Source organism: Salinibacterium sp., assembly GCF_031364185.1.
Taxonomy (GTDB): domain Bacteria; phylum Actinomycetota; class Actinomycetes; order Actinomycetales; family Microbacteriaceae; genus Rhodoglobus.
In genome coordinates this window covers 1-17854 of sequence record NZ_JANLVV010000396.1, presented here as the reverse complement: position 1 = coordinate 17854, position 17854 = coordinate 1, and the positions used below count along the sequence as shown (strand labels likewise).

At 62.1% G+C, this 17854-nt stretch carries 18 protein-coding genes, 1 tRNA gene and 1 pseudogene; 3 read left to right on the top strand and 17 right to left on the bottom strand.

Annotated features, from left to right (window positions below; all coding sequences use genetic code 11):
- From RMN95_RS16940 to polA, 11 genes are all read right to left on the bottom strand, one after another.
- The gene (locus RMN95_RS16940; protein ID WP_309618074.1) at positions 1 to 978 is read right to left on the bottom strand and encodes a DUF1731 domain-containing protein; all 978 of its coding nucleotides are present in this window, start codon (positions 976 to 978) and stop codon (positions 1 to 3) included.
- A complete protein-coding gene (locus RMN95_RS16935; protein WP_309618073.1) occupies positions 971 to 1159 on the bottom strand; it encodes a hypothetical protein in 189 nt (62 codons plus the stop codon). Before RMN95_RS16935 ends, RMN95_RS16940 begins: the two co-directional genes overlap by 8 nt.
- Positions 1156 to 2880, bottom strand: a complete 1725-nt coding sequence (locus RMN95_RS16930; RefSeq protein WP_309618072.1) for a DUF885 domain-containing protein — start codon at positions 2878 to 2880, stop codon at positions 1156 to 1158. The genes RMN95_RS16935 and RMN95_RS16930 overlap by 4 nt, the downstream gene beginning before the upstream one ends.
- 40 nt (positions 2881 to 2920) lie before the next feature.
- The gene (locus tag RMN95_RS16925; RefSeq protein WP_309618071.1) at positions 2921 to 3190 is read right to left on the bottom strand and encodes an HPr family phosphocarrier protein; all 270 of its coding nucleotides are present in this window, start codon (positions 3188 to 3190) and stop codon (positions 2921 to 2923) included.
- A gap of 8 nt (positions 3191 to 3198) precedes the next feature.
- Positions 3199 to 4239, bottom strand: a complete 1041-nt coding sequence (locus tag RMN95_RS16920) for a zinc-dependent dehydrogenase (RefSeq protein ID WP_309618070.1) — start codon at positions 4237 to 4239, stop codon at positions 3199 to 3201.
- 7 nt (positions 4240 to 4246) lie between these two features.
- The gene (locus RMN95_RS16915; protein ID WP_309618069.1) at positions 4247 to 4708 is read right to left on the bottom strand and encodes a PTS sugar transporter subunit IIA; all 462 of its coding nucleotides are present in this window, start codon (positions 4706 to 4708) and stop codon (positions 4247 to 4249) included.
- On the bottom strand, positions 4708 to 5016 hold the full coding sequence (locus RMN95_RS16910; protein ID WP_309618068.1) for a PTS lactose transporter subunit IIB: 309 nt from the start codon (positions 5014 to 5016) through the stop codon (positions 4708 to 4710). The genes RMN95_RS16915 and RMN95_RS16910 overlap by 1 nt, the downstream gene beginning before the upstream one ends.
- A 25-nt stretch (positions 5017 to 5041) precedes the next feature.
- The gene (locus tag RMN95_RS16905) at positions 5042 to 6262 is read right to left on the bottom strand and encodes a PTS transporter subunit EIIC (RefSeq protein ID WP_309618067.1); all 1221 of its coding nucleotides are present in this window, start codon (positions 6260 to 6262) and stop codon (positions 5042 to 5044) included.
- Positions 6263 to 6303: 41 nt separating this feature from the next.
- Positions 6304 to 7257, bottom strand: coding sequence for a 1-phosphofructokinase family hexose kinase (locus RMN95_RS16900; protein ID WP_309618066.1), 954 nt, complete (start codon positions 7255 to 7257; stop codon positions 6304 to 6306).
- Positions 7254 to 8015: a DeoR/GlpR family DNA-binding transcription regulator gene (locus RMN95_RS16895; RefSeq protein ID WP_309618065.1), complete on the bottom strand. Its 762-nt coding sequence runs from the start codon at positions 8013 to 8015 to the stop codon at positions 7254 to 7256. Before RMN95_RS16895 ends, RMN95_RS16900 begins: the two co-directional genes overlap by 4 nt.
- Before the next feature lie 134 nt (positions 8016 to 8149).
- Positions 8150 to 10822 carry a DNA polymerase I gene (gene polA, locus RMN95_RS16890; RefSeq protein ID WP_309618064.1) on the bottom strand — a complete coding sequence of 891 codons (2673 nt, stop codon included), beginning with the start codon at positions 10820 to 10822 and terminating at the stop codon, positions 8150 to 8152.
- A gap of 85 nt (positions 10823 to 10907) precedes the next feature.
- On the opposite strand from polA, the gene RMN95_RS16885 reads away from it, so the two are divergent.
- The gene (locus RMN95_RS16885; RefSeq protein ID WP_309618092.1) at positions 10908 to 11300 is read left to right on the top strand and encodes a hotdog fold thioesterase; all 393 of its coding nucleotides are present in this window, start codon (positions 10908 to 10910) and stop codon (positions 11298 to 11300) included.
- Positions 11301 to 11303: 3 nt separating this feature from the next.
- On the top strand, positions 11304 to 12005 hold the full coding sequence (locus tag RMN95_RS16880; protein WP_309618063.1) for a tyrosine-protein phosphatase: 702 nt from the start codon (positions 11304 to 11306) through the stop codon (positions 12003 to 12005).
- A 127-nt stretch (positions 12006 to 12132) separates the two neighbouring features.
- Here the strand turns inward: RMN95_RS16880 and RMN95_RS16875 are convergent, their stop codons facing one another.
- Positions 12133 to 12738, bottom strand: coding sequence for a response regulator (locus RMN95_RS16875; protein ID WP_309618062.1), 606 nt, complete (start codon positions 12736 to 12738; stop codon positions 12133 to 12135).
- Positions 12739 to 12777: 39 nt separating this feature from the next.
- On the opposite strand from RMN95_RS16875, the gene RMN95_RS16870 reads away from it, so the two are divergent.
- Positions 12778 to 12860 (top strand) — tRNA-Leu (locus RMN95_RS16870).
- A 25-nt stretch (positions 12861 to 12885) separates the two neighbouring features.
- Here RMN95_RS16870 and RMN95_RS16865 read toward each other — a convergent pair.
- From RMN95_RS16865 to RMN95_RS16845, 5 genes and pseudogenes are all read right to left on the bottom strand, one after another.
- Positions 12886 to 13734 carry a hypothetical protein gene (locus RMN95_RS16865; protein ID WP_309618061.1) on the bottom strand — a complete coding sequence of 283 codons (849 nt, stop codon included), beginning with the start codon at positions 13732 to 13734 and terminating at the stop codon, positions 12886 to 12888.
- A 20-nt stretch (positions 13735 to 13754) separates the two neighbouring features.
- A complete protein-coding gene (locus RMN95_RS16860; protein WP_309618060.1) occupies positions 13755 to 14027 on the bottom strand; it encodes a hypothetical protein in 273 nt (90 codons plus the stop codon).
- A gap of 138 nt (positions 14028 to 14165) precedes the next feature.
- Positions 14166 to 15623, bottom strand: a complete 1458-nt coding sequence (gene pyk, locus RMN95_RS16855; protein WP_309618059.1) for a pyruvate kinase — start codon at positions 15621 to 15623, stop codon at positions 14166 to 14168.
- A 36-nt stretch (positions 15624 to 15659) separates the two neighbouring features.
- Positions 15660 to 17117: a glutamate synthase subunit beta gene (locus RMN95_RS16850; RefSeq protein WP_309618058.1), complete on the bottom strand. Its 1458-nt coding sequence runs from the start codon at positions 17115 to 17117 to the stop codon at positions 15660 to 15662.
- A pseudogene (locus tag RMN95_RS16845) lies at positions 17110 to 17854 on the bottom strand (glutamate synthase subunit alpha); the annotation flags it as partial. The pseudogene RMN95_RS16845 and the gene RMN95_RS16850, both read right to left, overlap by 8 nt.

The window sequence follows — 17854 nt, the reverse complement described above, 5'->3', positions numbered from 1 at the left end:
TTAGGCTTCCGAGGATAAGGTCCGTCGTTCGTTCACGATCTGGACGAGCGCCCGCTCGAGATCTGGATACTCGAACCGATAGCCCGCATCCAGCACCCTCTGCGGCACGACCCACCGGCTCTTCAGTACCAGCTCGGTCTCGGATCGGATGAGCGCGGAGCCGACCTCGAGCAGGAACCTGGGAGTGGGAATGCCGAATTTCACGCCGAGTACACGGCGAAGCGTTGTCATCATCGAAATATTATCGACCGGATTCGGGGTGCTGGCGTTGATCACTCCGTCGAGCTGGGGCTCTGCCCTGATGAACTCGATAATCCCCATGACATCGGCGATATGAATCCAACTGAATTTCTGCCGCCCGCCCCGGGCCCTGAACTCGTGGAACGTTCCCGCGGCAACCCGAGATGGTGCGCGAAACCACCGGCCATCCAGCTGGGCGCCGCCGAGCCCGCACCTGGTGAGCCGGATAAGCGGGACGAGTGCGCTGCCGTTGCCGAGCACAATAGCCATCCGCAACGCGACGCGCCGGGTGGCGGGCAGGTCGTCGGCGAACAATTCGTTTTCCCAGGCGGTGGCGATTCCCACGGAGAATCCGGTCCCGATCTCGCCCGTGCGCTCTGTCATCGCGCGGTCGTCCGCATGCCGGTAGATGGTGGCGGTGGATGAGTTGATCCAAAGTGGTGGCGGGCTGACGCAGTCCGCGATGGCTGCGGACAGTTCGCGAGTCGTATCGATCCGCGACCGCATGATCTCGGCACGATTGGTCGTGTTGTAGCGGCAGTTCACGCTCTTCCCCGCCATGTTGATGAGCAGCACCGCGCCATCCAGCACTGTCGTGATGGCCGAGGTGTCTCCCCACGAGGCATCCTGCCCCCGACGCCCGATGAGGCTGACCGCTGCTCCCTGGGGCCGGTACCGCGCAGCAAGATATCTGCCGATGAATCCGGATGCCCCGGCGATGACGATGCGCTCAACCATTGAAGTGCTCCTGAGTTTCGATAGCGTACGTGAAGGTGCCCTCGTATTCATAGAGCCTGCCGAGGATGGGAGCATCCAGCCGCAGTGATACGTGCTGCGCATCGCCCGCCGTGCGCTCGAGCAGAGTGATTCGCGGTGACCACTCACCCGGCGCCCGCTCCCACGGCGACCGAGCGCTCACCTGCGTTGTGCCGGCTTCAGCAGGGCTGTTCTGAGCGTATCGAGGCCAACTCCCCCGAGATCGAGGGCCTTGCGGTGGAACTCTTTCATGTTGAAGGAGGCGCCCTCCGCAGACTTGTACTGGTCCCGAATCTGCTCCCAGATGCGTTGGCCCACCTTGTAGGAGGGGGCCTGCCCTGGCCAGCCGAAGTAGCGATTCACCTCGAAGCGCACGAACTGCTCGTTCATGTTGACGTTCTTTCCCATGAAGTCCAGCGCGTAGTCCCAGTCCCATATGCCTGTTCCGTCGAGACGGGGCTTGCCGAGGTGCACACCGATGTCGAGCACGACCCTGGCCGCTCGCATGCGCTGTCCATCGAGCATCCCGAGCCTGTCGCCCGGATCATCGAGGTATCCAAGATCCTGCATGAGACGCTCGGCGTAGAGTGCCCAGCCTTCGGCATGCCCGGATGTACCCGCGAGCTGACGCCGCCAGGTGTTCAGTTTTGCGCGGTTGTAGACAGCCTGCCCGACCTGCAGGTGGTGGCCGGGAACACCCTCGTGGTAGACCGTGGTGGTTTCGCGCCAGGTGTTGAACTCGGTGACGCCCTCGGGCACCGACCACCACATGCGTCCCGGGCGTGAGAAGTCGTCGCTCGGGCCCGTGTAGTAGATGCCACCTTCCTGGGTGGGGGCGATCATGCATTCGAGGTGTTTCAGCGGCTTCGGTATGTCGAAGTGGCTGCGCGAGAGCTCATCGATGGCCCTATCGCTCAGTTGCTGCATCCATTCCCGCAGTGCGGTCGTCCCCTGCAGTGTGCGTGATGGATCGGTGTCCAGGAATTCAATGGCTTCGAGAACGGATGCGCCGGGTTTGATCTCGCGGGCGATCGACTCTTGCTCCTCGACCATCCGGGCAAGCTCGTCGATGCCCCACTCGTATGTCTCGTCAAGATCTATCGTTGCGCCAAGGAATCGGCGGGACTGCAGCGCATACACCTCGCGGCCTACGCCGTCCTGCACCTGCGCGGCAGGCATCAGCTCATCGGCGAGGAAGTTCGCCAGGGATTCGTACGCGGCAGCCGATACCTGTGCCCCGCTGGCCATTGCAGCGGCGAGCGAGTCTGGCAACTCCCGCGAGCCTTCCAGAGAGGCGCCGGCAGCAAAGTCGTGGAAGAAGCCGTCGGCCGCCGCGTGCTTCCGAGCCTGATGGATCACTTCCCGCACCTGTCGCCGCGCGGGTGTGACTCCGTTCTCGATCCCGAGTCGCAGAGTCTCGATGTAACCCTCGATCGCGCGGGGCAGGTTCGACAATCGACCCGCGATATCAACCCAGTTCTGCTCCGAACCCGTCGGCATCAGGTCAAGAACGTCCCGGATATCCTGAGCGGGGCTCGCTATGACGTTCATGTCGCGCATCCACAGGCCCACAGCGCTCGACTCGATTTCCAGCGTCAGATCGCTGGCCAGGTCGGTCTTCGTCACCCAGTCGACATCGTCGACCTCGGTGGCAGCCTCTAGCTTCGCAAGTGCTTTCTTCGCCTCGTCAAGGTACTTCCCATGCCCAGCGGGTGACAGGTCCGCGTATTCGTCTAGCCTCCCCGGAATTCCGATCCAGATGGCTACCGACGGATCGAGTTCGGCCAGGGTGACAACCCATTCCTCTGCCACGGCATCGATCTGGGTGGGCGTACGGGCGGTCTCGCCGGAGAGAGAACCAGGAGATGCTGGAGAATCAGTCATGTTCCAAGCCTATCCAAACCCACCTATTCGGCATGGGAATCTACTCCTTATCCAGATCGGTATTCAGCAACTCGGCGAGGGTCTCCAGGGCCGCCTCGGCTCCGTCCCCCTCGGCGGTAAGCGTGACCTCCTCGCCATGCCCGATGCCGAGCGACAAAACTCCGAGGATGCTGGCCGCGTTGACACTCTTGCCCGCAGCGGAGGCCAGTTGTACGGGCACGCCGGCTTGTGCCGCTGCCTGCGCGAATAGTGATGCCGGGCGGGCGTGCAGTCCAACGCTCGACGCCACTACGACCTTTTTCTCTGCCATGACTGCTCCTACGATTCGATTGTTACTTTGATTGCTTCGCCTCTGCCCACGATACCGATCGCGTCGAGAAGCCTGTCAAGGGGAAGTCGGTGGGTGATGAGGTCGCTGACTACCACGACGCCGGTAGCAATGAGCTCCAGAGCCTGTCTATTATGAGCGGGGCTCGACCCGTTAACGCCGACGATAGTCAGCTCGCGGTAGTGCACCAGGTTCGAGTCGACGGTGACGGTGGGTGCGTCTTTCGGCAGCCCACCGAACAGGCTCAAGCGGCCACGCCGGGCCAGCATCCTGAGCCCCTGTTCCTGGGCTGCACCGGATGCTGCGGCGGTGATCACCACATCGGCCCCGCGGCCATTCGTGGCCCGAAGCACGGCTTCGACCGGATCGGTCTCGCTTGACACGATGGTCAGGTCCGGCTGCACAATGGCGGCCGCCTCCGCGAGTCGGTCGGCATTGATATCGATCAGGATGATTCGCACGGCGCCGCGGGACCGGGCAAGCCGAACGTGCAGGCAGCCGATGGGCCCCGAACCCACGACCACGACTGTGTCACCGGCCCCCACGCGTGCCAGTTCCTGGCCATTCAGGACGCAGGCCAGGGGTTCCGTGAGGGAGGCCTCGGCAAAGCCCACCCCGTCAGGAATCCGGTTGAGACCGCCCACCCTGAGAACCTCGCGCGGCACAATCATGTATTCGGCAAATCCGCCGGGAAACTGGTAGCCCATCGACAGCTGATTCGGGCAGATCGTCGGATTACCCGCCAGGCAGTCGTCGCAGGTGCCGTCAGGGATGGCGGCGATGACCTGCACTCGGTCGCCTACGCTCCAGCCTTCGACGCCCGCCGCGACATCCACGATTTCGCCCGCTATTTCGTGGCCCATGACCTGCGGTGGCGACATGTTGGGATGACCCGACGTCAAGATCTTGACATCCGTGCCGCACGTCGAGCAGTTGCGCACACGGATTTTTACCTCACCGGTCGAGACGTGCGGCTCGTCGACGTCCTCAAGACGGATGTCACCCGGGGCATAAAACTTTGCAACCTTCACGGTGCTGTCATTCGTCCTCGTCGTCGGACTCGAGCAGCGCATAAACCTGCTCAGTCGTCGTAGCGGCGCGCAACGCTTCAGCTTTTTCCGGATCCATCAGGACGGTAGCGAGCTGGGACAGTAGCGCGATGTGACCATTGCCTTTGGCGGCAATGCCGAATGCCAGGCGCACATCATTGCCGTCCCAGTCGACTCCATCCGGAAAGCGCACGAGCGACAGGGCATCAGACAGGACCGAATCTTTCGCTGCCAGCGTTCCGTGAGGAATTGCCACACCTTCGCCCATAAACGTGGAGACGGAGTTCTCGCGATCGATCATGGCATCCACGTATGCCTCGTCAATGGCGCCCACCGCCAGGAGGCCTGCACCGGCCTGGCGGATCGCGTCATCCCGGCTGGTCGCGGAGGCGTCGAGATCAATCGACGCCTCCGCGAGCAGTTCGGCGAGAGGAGTGCTCTCATCCGGCATTACAGTTCGACCGTTTCGCCGTTTTGGATTGCCTTTACGAGCTTGGCAATCTTGGGGTCTCCCAGAAAAAGCTGGAACGGGATGACAGGCACGTGCGGAACAACGCCCCTCGCACGATCCGCCAGACCGGTCTGGGTGACCACGACGTCAGCGTCGCCCGGAATGCTGGCCACGGGCGAGTGCTCAACCGTGATCCCACTCTTCGCGAGTTGCTTCTTCAACGTCGATGCGAGCATTACGCTGCTGCCCATGCCTGCGTCGCACGCAACGATCAGCTTTTTGATGCTTGATCCGTCGATGGTCACCATGGTATCTCCCTTGTGTTGTAGGAACTCAGGCCTCTGCCGGAGCGGTCTTCTTGTTCTTGTTCCTGACACTCTGCGCCTTCGCTTCGTCGAGGTCCATAGCCGCCCCCTCGTTACGACCGAATCCCAGAAGGACGGAACCGACCACTGCCGCGACGGCCGCAGAGATCAGGATTCCGACCATGTTCAGAAGCAGGTCGCTGGGCGGGGAGGCCACGATCCAGGCGAAAATGCTGCCGGGTGAGGCCGGTGAGACAAGTCCTAGCTTGAAAATCGAGAACCAGAGCACCCCTGACGCTCCGCCCGCGATAGCCGCGATGATGAGGATCGGCTTCATGAGCACATAGGGGAAGTAGATCTCGTGGATCCCACCGAGGAAATGAACAACCATCGCCGCCGGCACCGTCGCGCGGATTGCGCGGGGACCGAAGAGCAGCATTGCGGTGAGAATACCCAAGCCGGGCCCGGGGTTCGCCTCGAGCATGAACATGATCGACTTGCCCGCTTCGGCAGCCTGGTCGGCACCGATCGGGGTGAGCACACCGTGGTTCAGTGCGTTGTTCAAGAAGAGCACCTTGGCAGGCTCGATGATGATCGAGACCAGCGGGAGGAGGTTTGCTGCAACCAGCGCCTTGACAGCTGCGCCGAACGCATCAGCGATCGCGAAGACGATCGGTCCCAAAAGGAAGACACCGACCATCGCCATGACGCCACCGATGATTCCGGCGGAGAAATTGTCAACGAGCATCTCGAAGCCAGCTTTGAGCTTGCCGGCGATAGCCCTATCCCAGAGCTTCAGCAGCAGACCCGTGACTGGGCCGATAATAAGAGCGCCGAGGAACTGCGGGCCGAGGCCCGAGGCGTCAGCGGGAGGGGTCGCGCCCAATTGGAGGGCCAGCGGTGACACAATGACACCAATGGTCGCCACAGCACCGACGACCGCACCGCGGTTGCCGTGAACGAGACGACCGCCCGTAAAGCCGATCAGGATAGGCAAAAGCCAAACGATCATCGGACCGACAAGAGTGAGTGCCTGATCGGCAAACGGAATGTTTGTGTCCTTCGCAATGGCCCCGGTGTTGCGGGCAATCTCGTTGACCCAACCGTTGGGGATGAAGAGGGCCGTGATGAGGCCCCACGCGATGAAGGCCCCAAGGTTCGGCATGATCATGCCGGCAAGGAACGCACCGCCTCGTTGAATGCGCGCGCGAACACCGGTCCCGGTGGCCGCTGGTGTGAAGTCAGACATTACTGGGTACTCCTTTGTACTGGATTGGGATGGGGGTTGGGTTAGCTGGCCACGAGTGGCCGATCCAGGTCTGGCTGCCACACCAGCTGGACGTGGGTGAAGTCGATGTCCGCAGAACATGGCACGGAGGTGCCAGGCAGGGATGCCGCCGCCGCACCCCAGGCGAGAGCTTCGAGCATGGCGGCGTCGACATCTGTTTCATCCATGGAGAATTTGGCGAGGAATCCGGCGAGGAATGAATCTCCCGCGCCGACGGTGCTCCTGGGGCGCTCGACGCGAGACGCACCGACAACGACGCCAGCGGGGCCGACCAGCACCGCGCCATCAGCGCCCAGACTCACCGCAACATACTCGACGCCGCGATCGCGAACGGATTGTGCTGCGTCAATGACTTCGGAAATACATTCCAGCGGCGAGCCAGCGATCTCGGCCAGCTCTGCCCGATTGGGCTTGACGAGTCTGGGACGGGCATCGATGGCCGCAGCGAGGGCATCACCACTCGTGTCGATGGCCAGGCTGACGTCATGGGCGGCAAGGCTCGACACGAAGGTGCGCATCCGTCCACCGGTGAACCCCGGCGGAACGCTCCCGCTCATGACAATCCAGTCTCCCGCTGACACTGTGTCGGCGACGAGATCTGAGAGCGCGCGAATCTCGTGGTCCAGCAGCGCCGAGCCCGGTTCGTTGAGTTTGGTGACGGTGCCGTCTCGTTCGGCGATAGTGATGTTGGACCGAGTACGACCAGCCACCGCCATGGCACGCGTGTCGATACCGGCATCGGCCAGGAGCCCATGCAGTTCCGACCCCTCGCGGCCACCCACCGGAAACACTGCAATGCTCGGGATGCCGTTTGCCGCGAGTGCTCGCGTGACATTGACACCCTTGCCGCCGGCTTCGAGTGTCGGTGTGGTGGTCCGGAGCACCACGCCGCGCTCCAGCCGGCCAACTTCAAGCGTGCGATCAAGGCTGGGGTTCAGGGTCACCGTGATGATCACACGACCACCACCCTGGGCCCAGCGTTCTCGATGTCTCCGGCAAGCTCGACGTCGAGGCCGATATCGGTAATCACGGTGTCAATATCGGAGAGCGGTGCGACGCGAGCAAAATCCTCTCGGCCGAATTTTGTGTGATCTGCCAGCACCACCGTGCGCCGCGCGGCGTCGATAAGTGCGCGTTTGACGCTGGCTTCCGCGAGGTCGGGGGTGGTGAGACCTCGATCCACGCTGATGCCGTTGGTGCCCATGAATGCAACGTCCGCGAAGACATCGGCGATCTGGGCTCGGGTCCAGTCACCGACGGCGGCCAGGGTGCGGCCCCGAACGATGCCGCCGAGGAGGTGAAGAGTGATGTTGGGCCGGGATATGAGAATGCCTGCCACCGGGATTGAATGGGTGACAACTGTCAATTCACGATCGTGAGGGAGCATCTCCGCCAGCCGGACAGTAGTCGTACCGGCATCGAGGATGATCGAGCCGCCGTCCGGAAGTTCATCCAGCGCAGCCCGGGCGATTCGCTCCTTCTGGCCCGCCGAGTGACTTTCACGGTCCGAGACCCCGGGCTCAATGCCTAGTCGCTCCACCGGGATAGCGCCCCCATGCACCCTGCGAAGTACTCCTCGACGTTCCAGTGCCGTCAGGTCTCGGCGCACCGTTTCGGGAGTAACCGCGAGATCGCGGGCGAGGCCGGCGACATCGACACGACCGTGGACACGGGCAGTGTCCAGAATCTGCTGGTGACGCTCCGGTGCGTACACTCTGACCTCGTTGATGGAGAATCGGACAAACCAAAGGTGGTTATGGGCTTATATAAGTCCGTTTATGTCCGTTTGTCAATGAGCTGACGGGGTCGACTCAGGATGAATCAGCATCCGCGTCGACCGTTCATCGTTCAGTGCGCGGCAGAATCCCAGTTCGGGCCGGTTCCAATCTGCACCTCGAGGGGGACCGTGAGGACGGCCGCCCCCGCCATGCGGTTGCGCACAATGGCAGTGAGGGCATCGAGCTCCCCTGCGGCTACCTCGAATACGAGTTCATCGTGCACCTGCAGCAGCATCCGTGATCCGAGCCCCTGCTCGCCGAGATCATGCTCAATCCTGATCATCGCAATCTTCAGGATGTCGGCCGCGGTGCCCTGGATTGGCGAGTTGAGTGCCTGCCGCGCCGCATTTTCCCGAAACACCCTGTTTGATGACGACAGGTCGCCGAACGGACGGCGTCGCCCGAAGAGGGTGGTCGTGTAGCCGTCTGCCCTGGCCTGCTCAACGACATTCTGAAGATATTCGCGTACGGCGCCGAATCGCGCGAAATAGTCCGTCATGAGTTCCTTGGCTTCCGACGTCTCGATGCGCAACTGTTTGCTCAATCCAAAAGCGCTGAGGCCATAGGCAAGGCCGTACGACATTGCCTTCACCTTGGTGCGCATGACCGGTGTGACGTCGGCTGGATCAACCCCGAAGATACGGGCGCCAACAAAGCGGTGCAGGTCCTCCCCCTCATTGAATGCCGTGATCAGGCCCCCGTCGCCCGAAAGGTGGGCCATAATGCGCATCTCGATCTGTGTATAGTCGGCGGTGAGGAGAGTTTCGAACCCTGATCCTGACTCGAACGCAGATCGGATGCGCCTGCCGACTTCGGTCTTCACTGGCACGTTCTGCAGGTTCGGGTCATTCGAGGCAATGCGACCGGTGCTCGACCCCGCCTGCTCGTAGGTGGTGTGCACCCGGCCCCCGGCATCCACTGCCTTGTCGATGCCACTAATGATCTGCAGGAGTTTGGTGGCGTCCCTGTGCTGCAACAGCACATCGAGAAAAGGATGCGGGGCCTGCTCCTGCAGGTCGGCAAGACTTGCCGCATCCGTGGAAAAGCCGGTCTTATTCGACCGGGTCTTGGGCATTCCCAACTGGTCGAACAGCACCTCCTGGAGCTGCTTCGGGCTGCCCAGGTTGATCTCGCGACCGATCTCCGCGTACGCCTTCGCGGCGGCCTCTGCCGCAGTCGCCCCAAGTTCTGCGGTCAGGCTGCCGAGGATTTCGCGGTTGATCGTGATGCCGGTGCGCTCCATCGTCGCCAGCACCGGAACCAGCGGGATTTCGATCGTGTCGAGCACCGAACGTGAGCCGGGTTCCAGCTTCTCGGAGAGGTATTCGGCGACTCTCAACACGTACCACGCTTCGGTGGCGGGGCTGGCGGCCTCGGTTTCGGGAACGAGCTGGTTCGGGTCACCCTGCTCCAGGGTTTCTCCGAGGTAGTCATATACCTGCGATTCGAGAGTCTCGGGCTTGATGCCCGGTTTGATGAGCCACGCCGCAAGCATGGTGTCGAACGTGATGCCGTTTAGCTCGATACCCGAGTCACGCAAAATCTTGAGCTGCGCCTTCGCGCCCTGCATGTGTTTGGGCGCGTCACTCGCTAGCCAATTTTCGAGCGCGACATAATCAGGTCGATCCGCTTCCCACGGCACGAACGCCGTCTCGCTTTGCGAGGCGAGTCCAAACCCGATGACCACGCCGTGTGCACTCTTTACACGGAGGCCGAGCGGTAGAGTGCCGCGCTTCGACACCGTATCGATCCACTTGCCCAATTCTTCGTCGACCATGGTGTGGATGACCGGAATCGAGTTGCTCGGGGGCGCCACCGCAGTGGCATCCTTCGCCAATCCGTCCGGACTCTCCGCCCCCGCGATCTTCAGCACTCGGTCCAGTAGTGTCTTGAACTGGAGCTTGTCGAATACCTCGCGCACCGCAGCCACGTTGATGGACGCGCGGAGCAATTGTGTTGGCCCCACAGGTAGGTCGACATCGGTCAATAGGTGATTGAGCTTGCGATTGCGTACGGCCCGATCTTTCTGCTCGCGCAGCTTCTCGCCGACCACACCCTTGATCTCGTCCGCGTGGGCGAGCACCTCGTCGAGACTGCCGTATGTCGTGATCCACTTCACCGCGGTCTTCTCACCGACCTTGTCGATTCCAATCAGGTTGTCGGAGGTCTCTCCCACGAGCGCGGCGACATCGGGATATTGCTCGGGCTCGATGCCGTACCGCTCGAACACGGCGTCGCGGTCATAGCGTTTCAACTCGGATACCCCGCGCGCATTGGGATACAGCAGCGTCACATCCGGTGTCACCATCTGAATGGCGTCCCGGTCACCAGAGACCACCAACACGCGGTAGCCCTCCGCGGCACCACGAGCGGCAAGGGTCGCCAGGATGTCATCGGCCTCGAAGTCTTCCTTCGAGATCGTGACAATACCCATCGCCTTCAACGCCTCTTCCAGCAGCGGGATCTGGCCCACGAACTCGGGAGGGGTTTCGCCGCGGGTGCCCTTGTATTCGGGGTACTCACGAGTGCGGAACGAGTACCGGGAGATGTCGAATGCCACCGCGAGATGGGTGGGTTTCTCGTTTTGCAGCAGCAGGATCAGCATCGAAAGGAAGCCGTGGATCGCATTGGTGTGTTGCCCCTCACGGTTCTGGAAACTGTCGACCGGCAGCGCGTAAAACGCGCGGAAGGCGAGCGAGTGACCGTCGATTATGAGAAGGGTAGGCTTTTCGGTGTCCGACACGTGCCCAGCCTAGCCGCGGCATCCGACAGCCAAAGATGACGGGGTAACCCACATGACCACGCTTCCCGATGACCTCGATCCTGTGATGAGGGAGATCATTGAACGCACCAATGGTGGCGAGCTCTCGGTCAAGATGGGCGTGGAATTCATCGAGCTGTCGGCGGCATATTCCGTGGCCAGGATGCCCGTTGAAGGTAATACGCAAGTGATCGGATTGCTGCACGGAGGCGCGCATGTCGTGCTTGGGGAGTCTCTCGGATCGGTGTCCTCGGCGATCCACGCCGGCCCCGGGCGTTATGCGGTCGGCATAGAGATCAACGCCACCCACAGCCGGTCGATCACATCGGGTTGGGTTACGGGAACATGCACCGCCATCTCGCTCGGTCGTTCCCTGGCCACCCACGAGATTGTGATGACCGATGACGAGGGGCGTCGACTGTCGACGGTGCGGATGACAAACTTCCTCAAGGATCGTTGACGCGTGACCAGGCGGGTTACCTGGGGTGGAATTCATAACACTCGGGATCTTGGTGGGCTGACGACTCGCACCGGTCCCACCAGGTTTGGTCGCCTCTATCGCATGCCACGTCCTGACATCCTTTCACTGAAAGGATGGGCAGAACTCGAGTCGGCAGGGGTACGAACGCTCATAGACCTCCGCAATCCCGACGAGATCACTGACCTTCCCCTGAGGCCGGTCACGGTGCGCTCGCTCGCGTGCGCGATAGAAGACCAGTCTGACAATGAATTCATGGAGCTCATGGCTCCGTTTCTCGGCTCGCCAACCTACTACGCCGAAAATTTGCGGCGCTGGCCCGACAAGATCGGGGCGGTGTTCGCGACGATCGCGGCTGCTCCCGCTGGGGGTGTCGTGATCCATTGCGCTGCCGGTCGTGACCGAACCGGACTGATCACTGCTCTCATCCTGAGCCTGTGTGAGGTCAATCTCGCGGAAATTTTGGATGATTACGAGCTCGGGGTTAGACAGACCAACGACTATCTAGCGTCGCACGACAACGCTCATGAAGATCCGCGCACGCCGCTCGAACTCACCGCAGCGATGGCATCGGCACGTTCAACGCTCAGTGATCTCTTGGAGAGAATGAATATAGAGCGATACCTGCTGGAGGCCGGATGCTCCCCCGCACAACTCGACCAGGTCAGACGAAGACTGCTTGAGTAGTCGCTATTCGCCTATCCCGCCGAAACTCCACCCATCGCTAGGTGTACGAGCAGAACCATCAGCTGGAGTTTCGCGGCTTCCGGCCGACACGACCACGCGTATCGGCGGCCTCGGATGGACGGCTGAGCTACTTCTTCGCGGAAAGCTGCTCGATGATGGCCTGGGCCACGTCGTGCATGGTGAGACGACGATCCATGGATGCTTTCTGGATCCAGCGGAACGCCTCGGGCTCAGAAAGCCCCATCTTCTCGTTCAGCAGGCCCTTGGCTCGGTCGACCAGCTTGCGGGTCTCGAATCGCTCGACCAGGTCGGCCACCTCGGCCTCGAGGGTGATGATCTGCGCGTAGCGGCTCAGGGCGATCTCGATCGCCGGGAGCAGGTCACTGGGGGTGAATGGTTTCACGACGTAGGCGAGAGCGCCGGCCTCTGAGGCGCGCTCTACGAGCTCCTTCTGGCTGAACGCGGTGAGCAGAACGACGGGCGCTATGTGGTTTTTGCTGAGTCTTTCGGCCGCCGAAATGCCGTCGAGCTGCGGCATCTTCACATCCATGATGACGAGATCCGGCCGAAGCTCGGTCGCGAGCGCCACTGCGGTCTCGCCGTCCGCGGCCTCCCCCACGACCTCGAACCCGTTGTCGCGGAGGATCTCCACAATGTCCATGCGAATGAGGGATTCGTCCTCGGCGACAACAACCCGCCTCGGGGTCGTCGATGTTGCATCTTGGTCAGTCACGGAAACGAGCCTACGGTATTCTTTTGAGCGTTGTTGTGCGCCGGATTGGCGGAATGGCAGACGCGGAGCACTCAAAATGCTTTGTTCGTAAGGACGTGCGGGTTCAAGTCCCGCATCCGGCACAACTGAGAAGCGTGAGGGGTCGCACTAAGCGCGACCACCTCGTGGGCCCGGCTGGCGCTTCTGGCGTGCCAGCTCTCCTCCAACACGGCCACCGTAGGGTCGACCATGATCTGCGTACTCTTCCCTGAAGAAGGCCATCCGCCACTGGCCGAGTTCTATTCGTGCGCCAGTACGGAGAATTCGACCGGCTCCGCGCGACGACCGAGGGGGTGCCAGGACGGGCAGCGGTTCGGCCACGCCCGAAAGAACGTACAGTACGTAGTCGTCATTGTCATCGTGCCGGATTTCGGCGTGGAGCGGATCGAGTCCATCGAGTCGGAGATCTGCCTCCACCGAGGAGCCGATCTTGGTGGTGCCATCGAGGAGCTCGAATTCACGGGGCGGTCTGCCGTCCCACACGGAAGACCCGATCACGAAAATGAGTCTCGGCCGACCACTGCCTCGCAGGTAGTGGGTGGTGGTCACTCGGCGGGCAATCCGCCGGCTAACGGTGGGAACCAGTGGGAACATCGTCGAAGGAGGAATCTCGATCCGAGGCACACCGGGCGTCCGCTGGAGTGCATTGAGTAAAGCCGTCACCCCACCGAGACGAACATTTCGTGAGCCTGAGATGAGTCTCGAAAGGGCTGATGGCGCCACGACGCCGACGCTGCCGACTACTCCCTTGGGGCCCTCCAGCGTGACCGTGATCCCCTGGCTCGCAAGTACCTTCGCGAGTTGGAGAAGCCCGCGCCGGTTTAGCGTGCTCGTGGAACGGAACGCTCCGGGTGATTCGAGCGATATCGTGATCTTTGATCCTGCGGCACGAATTGTGCCTGATGACGACAACGAATCTGCCTCGACCGAGAACGACAGGTCAATGTCGAGGCTCACCGGAGGTTGAGCGACAGCCTTCATCGCGCGCTGGGCTGTGCGGCTCCGCCACCCTCGCTGTCGCTTGTGGTCACCCGCAGAGTTCCATCGAACTTCCAGGTCGCACGGGGGGCATCAGGCCCGATGTCGCGAGGGACCTCGACTGTCATATTGACCAGCTCGTAGTTGACCGCGGCCCCGCGACCAGTGAGGTACGACCACATTTCCCGGCCGAGGTCCGTCCAGTCCGTGATGGTGCGACCCTCGGGGCCGTTCGGCGCTGGTGTGGATCCGGATGCGTCTGTTTCGGTCACGGTGAAACCCTTTCCCTGAGGAACACGTACCCGCCAGACGCGGGAACGCTCTTTCCTCCCAATTATCTAATTAAAGGGCAGAAGAGCGTTCCCGTAAAGCTATTTCGTCGTCATCGCCGTGGGCGTGAGGTGAGAAGCCTAATCCGCGCGCGCGCCGCGCTCCCAGACCGGGGCTGCGGCGTTAACGGCATCCCCGATGATGTGCACTCGCAGGTCATTTGTGGAACCGGAGATTCCGGGAGGGGACCCGGAGATGACCACGACCTTATCGCCGACTTTCGCCAGCCCCTGGGCGAGAAGTACCTCATCCACCTGCCGGTACATGGCATCGGTGTGGGTCACCCGATCGACGATGAACGACTCGATGCCCCAGATCAGCGACATGCGGCGACGGATGGCCGGATCCGGGGTAAAGGCCTTCATCGGCACACGGAACCGCAGTCGCGACATCCGTCTCGCCGAATCGCCGGACTCAGTGAACACGCAAACATACTTCGCATCGACGAAATCGGCTACTTCGGCAGCAGCCAACGTGATGGCGCCACCCTGGGTGCGCGGTTTTGTACCGAGCTCCGGGATGCGCTCAAGCCCGTGCTCTTCGGTGGATGCCACGATGCGGGCCATGGTCTGCACGGTGATTACCGGATACTCACCCACGCTCGTCTCGCCCGACAGCATGACGGCGTCAGCCCCGTCGAGGATCGCGTTGGCAACATCGGAGGTCTCGGCGCGAGTCGGCACCGGCGACGAGATCATCGATTCGAGCATCTGGGTGGCGACGATCACTGGCTTGGCCATGCGACGAGCCAGTTCGACGGTGCGTTTCTGGACGATGGGCACTGCCTCGAGCGGCAGCTCAACACCCAGGTCGCCGCGAGCCACCATGATGGCATCAAAGGCGTCGATGATGGCTTCGAGATGATCGACGGCCTGGGGTTTTTCGATCTTGGCGATGACGGGAATCTTGCGTCCCTCCTCGGCCATGATCTCGTGAACCCGGATGATGTCGTCGGCATTGCGCACGAATGAGAGTGCGATGAGGTCAGCACCGAGCTTGAGACCCCAGCGCAAATCATCCTCGTCTTTATCGGAGAGCGCAGGCACGTTGACGGCCACTCCGGGAAGGTTGATGCCCTTATTATTCGAGACGAATCCGCCGACAATCACCTCGGTCGTGACCACCGGCCCTGTCACCTCGGTCACTCTCACCTTCACCTTGCCGTCATCGATGAGAAGGAAGTCGCCGGGAGAGACGTCATCCGGCAGCCCCTTAAAGGTGGTCCCGGAAAGTTCCTTCGTTCCCACGACATCTTCCGTGGTGATTCGGAAGATGTCACCTACGGCCAGTTCATAGGGGCCCGCCTCGAATTTACCGAGGCGAATCTTTGGGCCCTGGAGGTCGACCATCACCGCAACGGCGCGACCGGAGTCTTCTGCGGCCTTCCGCACATTCGCGTAGACCTCCTCGTGAACGGCGTATGAGCCGTGACTGAGGTTCATGCGGGCTACATCGATACCTGCATCGATAATGGCCCTGATATTTTCGTAGCTCGACGTGGCTGGACCGAGCGTCGCGACGATTTTAGCTCGTCTCATGACTTCCTTCTGTGGGTAATGCAGTGGTGGTGGTGGTCAGATTGCGAGCGCGTGGTCGGTGGGTCTTACCGGGAAGGGAAGTTGAGTGTCACCCTCAAGATATCGATCAACAGCGGATGCGGCAGCCCGGCCTTCGGCGATCGCCCAGACGATCAGCGATTGGCCTCGACCCGCATCTCCCGCGACGAAGACGCCCGCTTCACTCGTTTCGTATCGGCCGTCGCGTTGGATATTGCCCCGGGAGTCGAATGGCAGGGGCAGTTGTTCGTCGATAGTGTCAGACTCCGGGCCGGTGAAGCCAAGGGCAAGCAGTACCAGGTCAGCGGGAATCTCGCGCTCCGTGCCGGACTTCGGAACCCGACGCCCGTCTAGGTACTCTGTCTCCGCGACACGGATGGCTCGAACCTCGCCGGCATCATTGGAAAGAAACTCGACGGTCGACGCCAGATAGACTCGCTCACCGCCCTCCTCATGTGCACTCGTGACCTCAAACAGGGTGGGGGCCATCGGCCAGGGCTGGTGCTCGGGGCGCTCGGTGGGAGGCTGGAGCCCGATCGCGAGATTCGTTACGGAGAGCGCCTGCTGGCGGTGAGCGGTTCCGATGCAGTCGGCTCCGGTATCGCCACCGCCGAGGACGACGACGTGCTTTCCTTCGGCACTGATCTGTTCGGAAACAGTGTCTCCGGCGCCGACCCTGTTGGCTTGGACGAGGAACTCCATTGCGAAGTGCACGCCAGGCAGGTCGCGCCCAGGGACGGGCAGTTCGCGGGGAATGGTGGCACCGGTGGCGACGATGACAGCGTCGTATCGGGACTTCAGGTCGCTCCAGCTGATATCGGCGCCGATCTCAACTCCCGCACGGAAGCGGGTGCCCTCGGCCTGCATCTGGGAGACCCGGAGCTCGATGTGCTTCTTTTCCATTTTGAAATCGGGGATGCCGTACCTCAGCAGGCCGCCGATTCGATCATCCCGCTCATAGACTGCGACGGTGTGTCCGGCTCTCGTAAGCTGCTGGGCCGCCGCGAGCCCGGCCGGCCCCGATCCCACGACAGCGACCGTCTTTCCCGTCAGTCGCTCGGGAGGGTGTGGGGTGACCAGACCATGTGCGAACGCCTGGTCGATGATCGAGACCTCGACCTGCTTGATAGTGACGGCGGGCTGGTTGATGCCGAGCACGCAGGAACTCTCGCACGGAGCCGGACAGAGTCTGCCGGTGAACTCGGGAAAGTTGTTGGTCGCATGGAGGCGCTCGATGGCCTGCGCACCCTCACCACGCCACATGAGGTCATTCCACTCGGGGATCAGGTTGCCGAGCGGGCAGCCCTGATGGCAGAACGGAATGCCGCAGTCCATGCAGCGACCGGCCTGGCGTTTCAGCTCCGAGGCATCCTGCTGCTCGTATACCTCTTTCCAGTCCATCAGTCGCAGCGCGACCGGGCGCCGCTTCGCCGTCTCGCGCTCCTGCACCTTGAGAAAGCCTCTGGGGTCAGCCACCGGTTACCTCCATGATTCGTGCCCAGGTCACGTCGCCGTCGGGGTCGAGCCCCTCATCGATAGCGGTCTGGCGGGTCTGAATGACGGCCGCGTAGTCGCGCGGCATCACCTTCGTAAAACGGGGAATGGCGGCATCCATAGTGGCCAGCATTGACGCGGCCACGACAGAATCCGTCTCATCACGATGGCGCTGAAGCAGGTCTGTCAGGATCTCTATGTCGGCACTTTCGAGGCAAGACAGGGTGAGTTCGCCCGAGGCGAGTGCGTCGGCATTCACCCGCTCCGGCCGAAGGTCGTAGATATACGCGGTTCCGCCGGACATACCGGCCCCGAGGTTTCGACCCGTGCCACCCAGGATGACGGCGAGGCCACCCGTCATGTATTCAAGGGCGTGATCGCCGACACCCTCGACCACTGCCGTAGCGCCCGAGTTGCGGACCAGGAATCGCTCCCCCACGATGCCGCGGAGGAACATGCTGCCCTGGGTGGCACCGTATCCGATCACGTTGCCGGCAATGACGTTGCGCTCGGCCGGGAAGATGCTGAATCTGCTCGGGCGCACCACGATCTGCCCGCCGCACAGGCCCTTGCCAACATAGTCGTTGCTGTCACCCTCGAGACGGAGCGAAATCCCGGCGGGCATGAATGCCCCCAACGACTGCCCGGCGGTACCGGTGAGCCTGATCTCGATGGTGCCGGTGGGAAGACCGTTCTCGGTCGCACCCACCGGGAAAAGA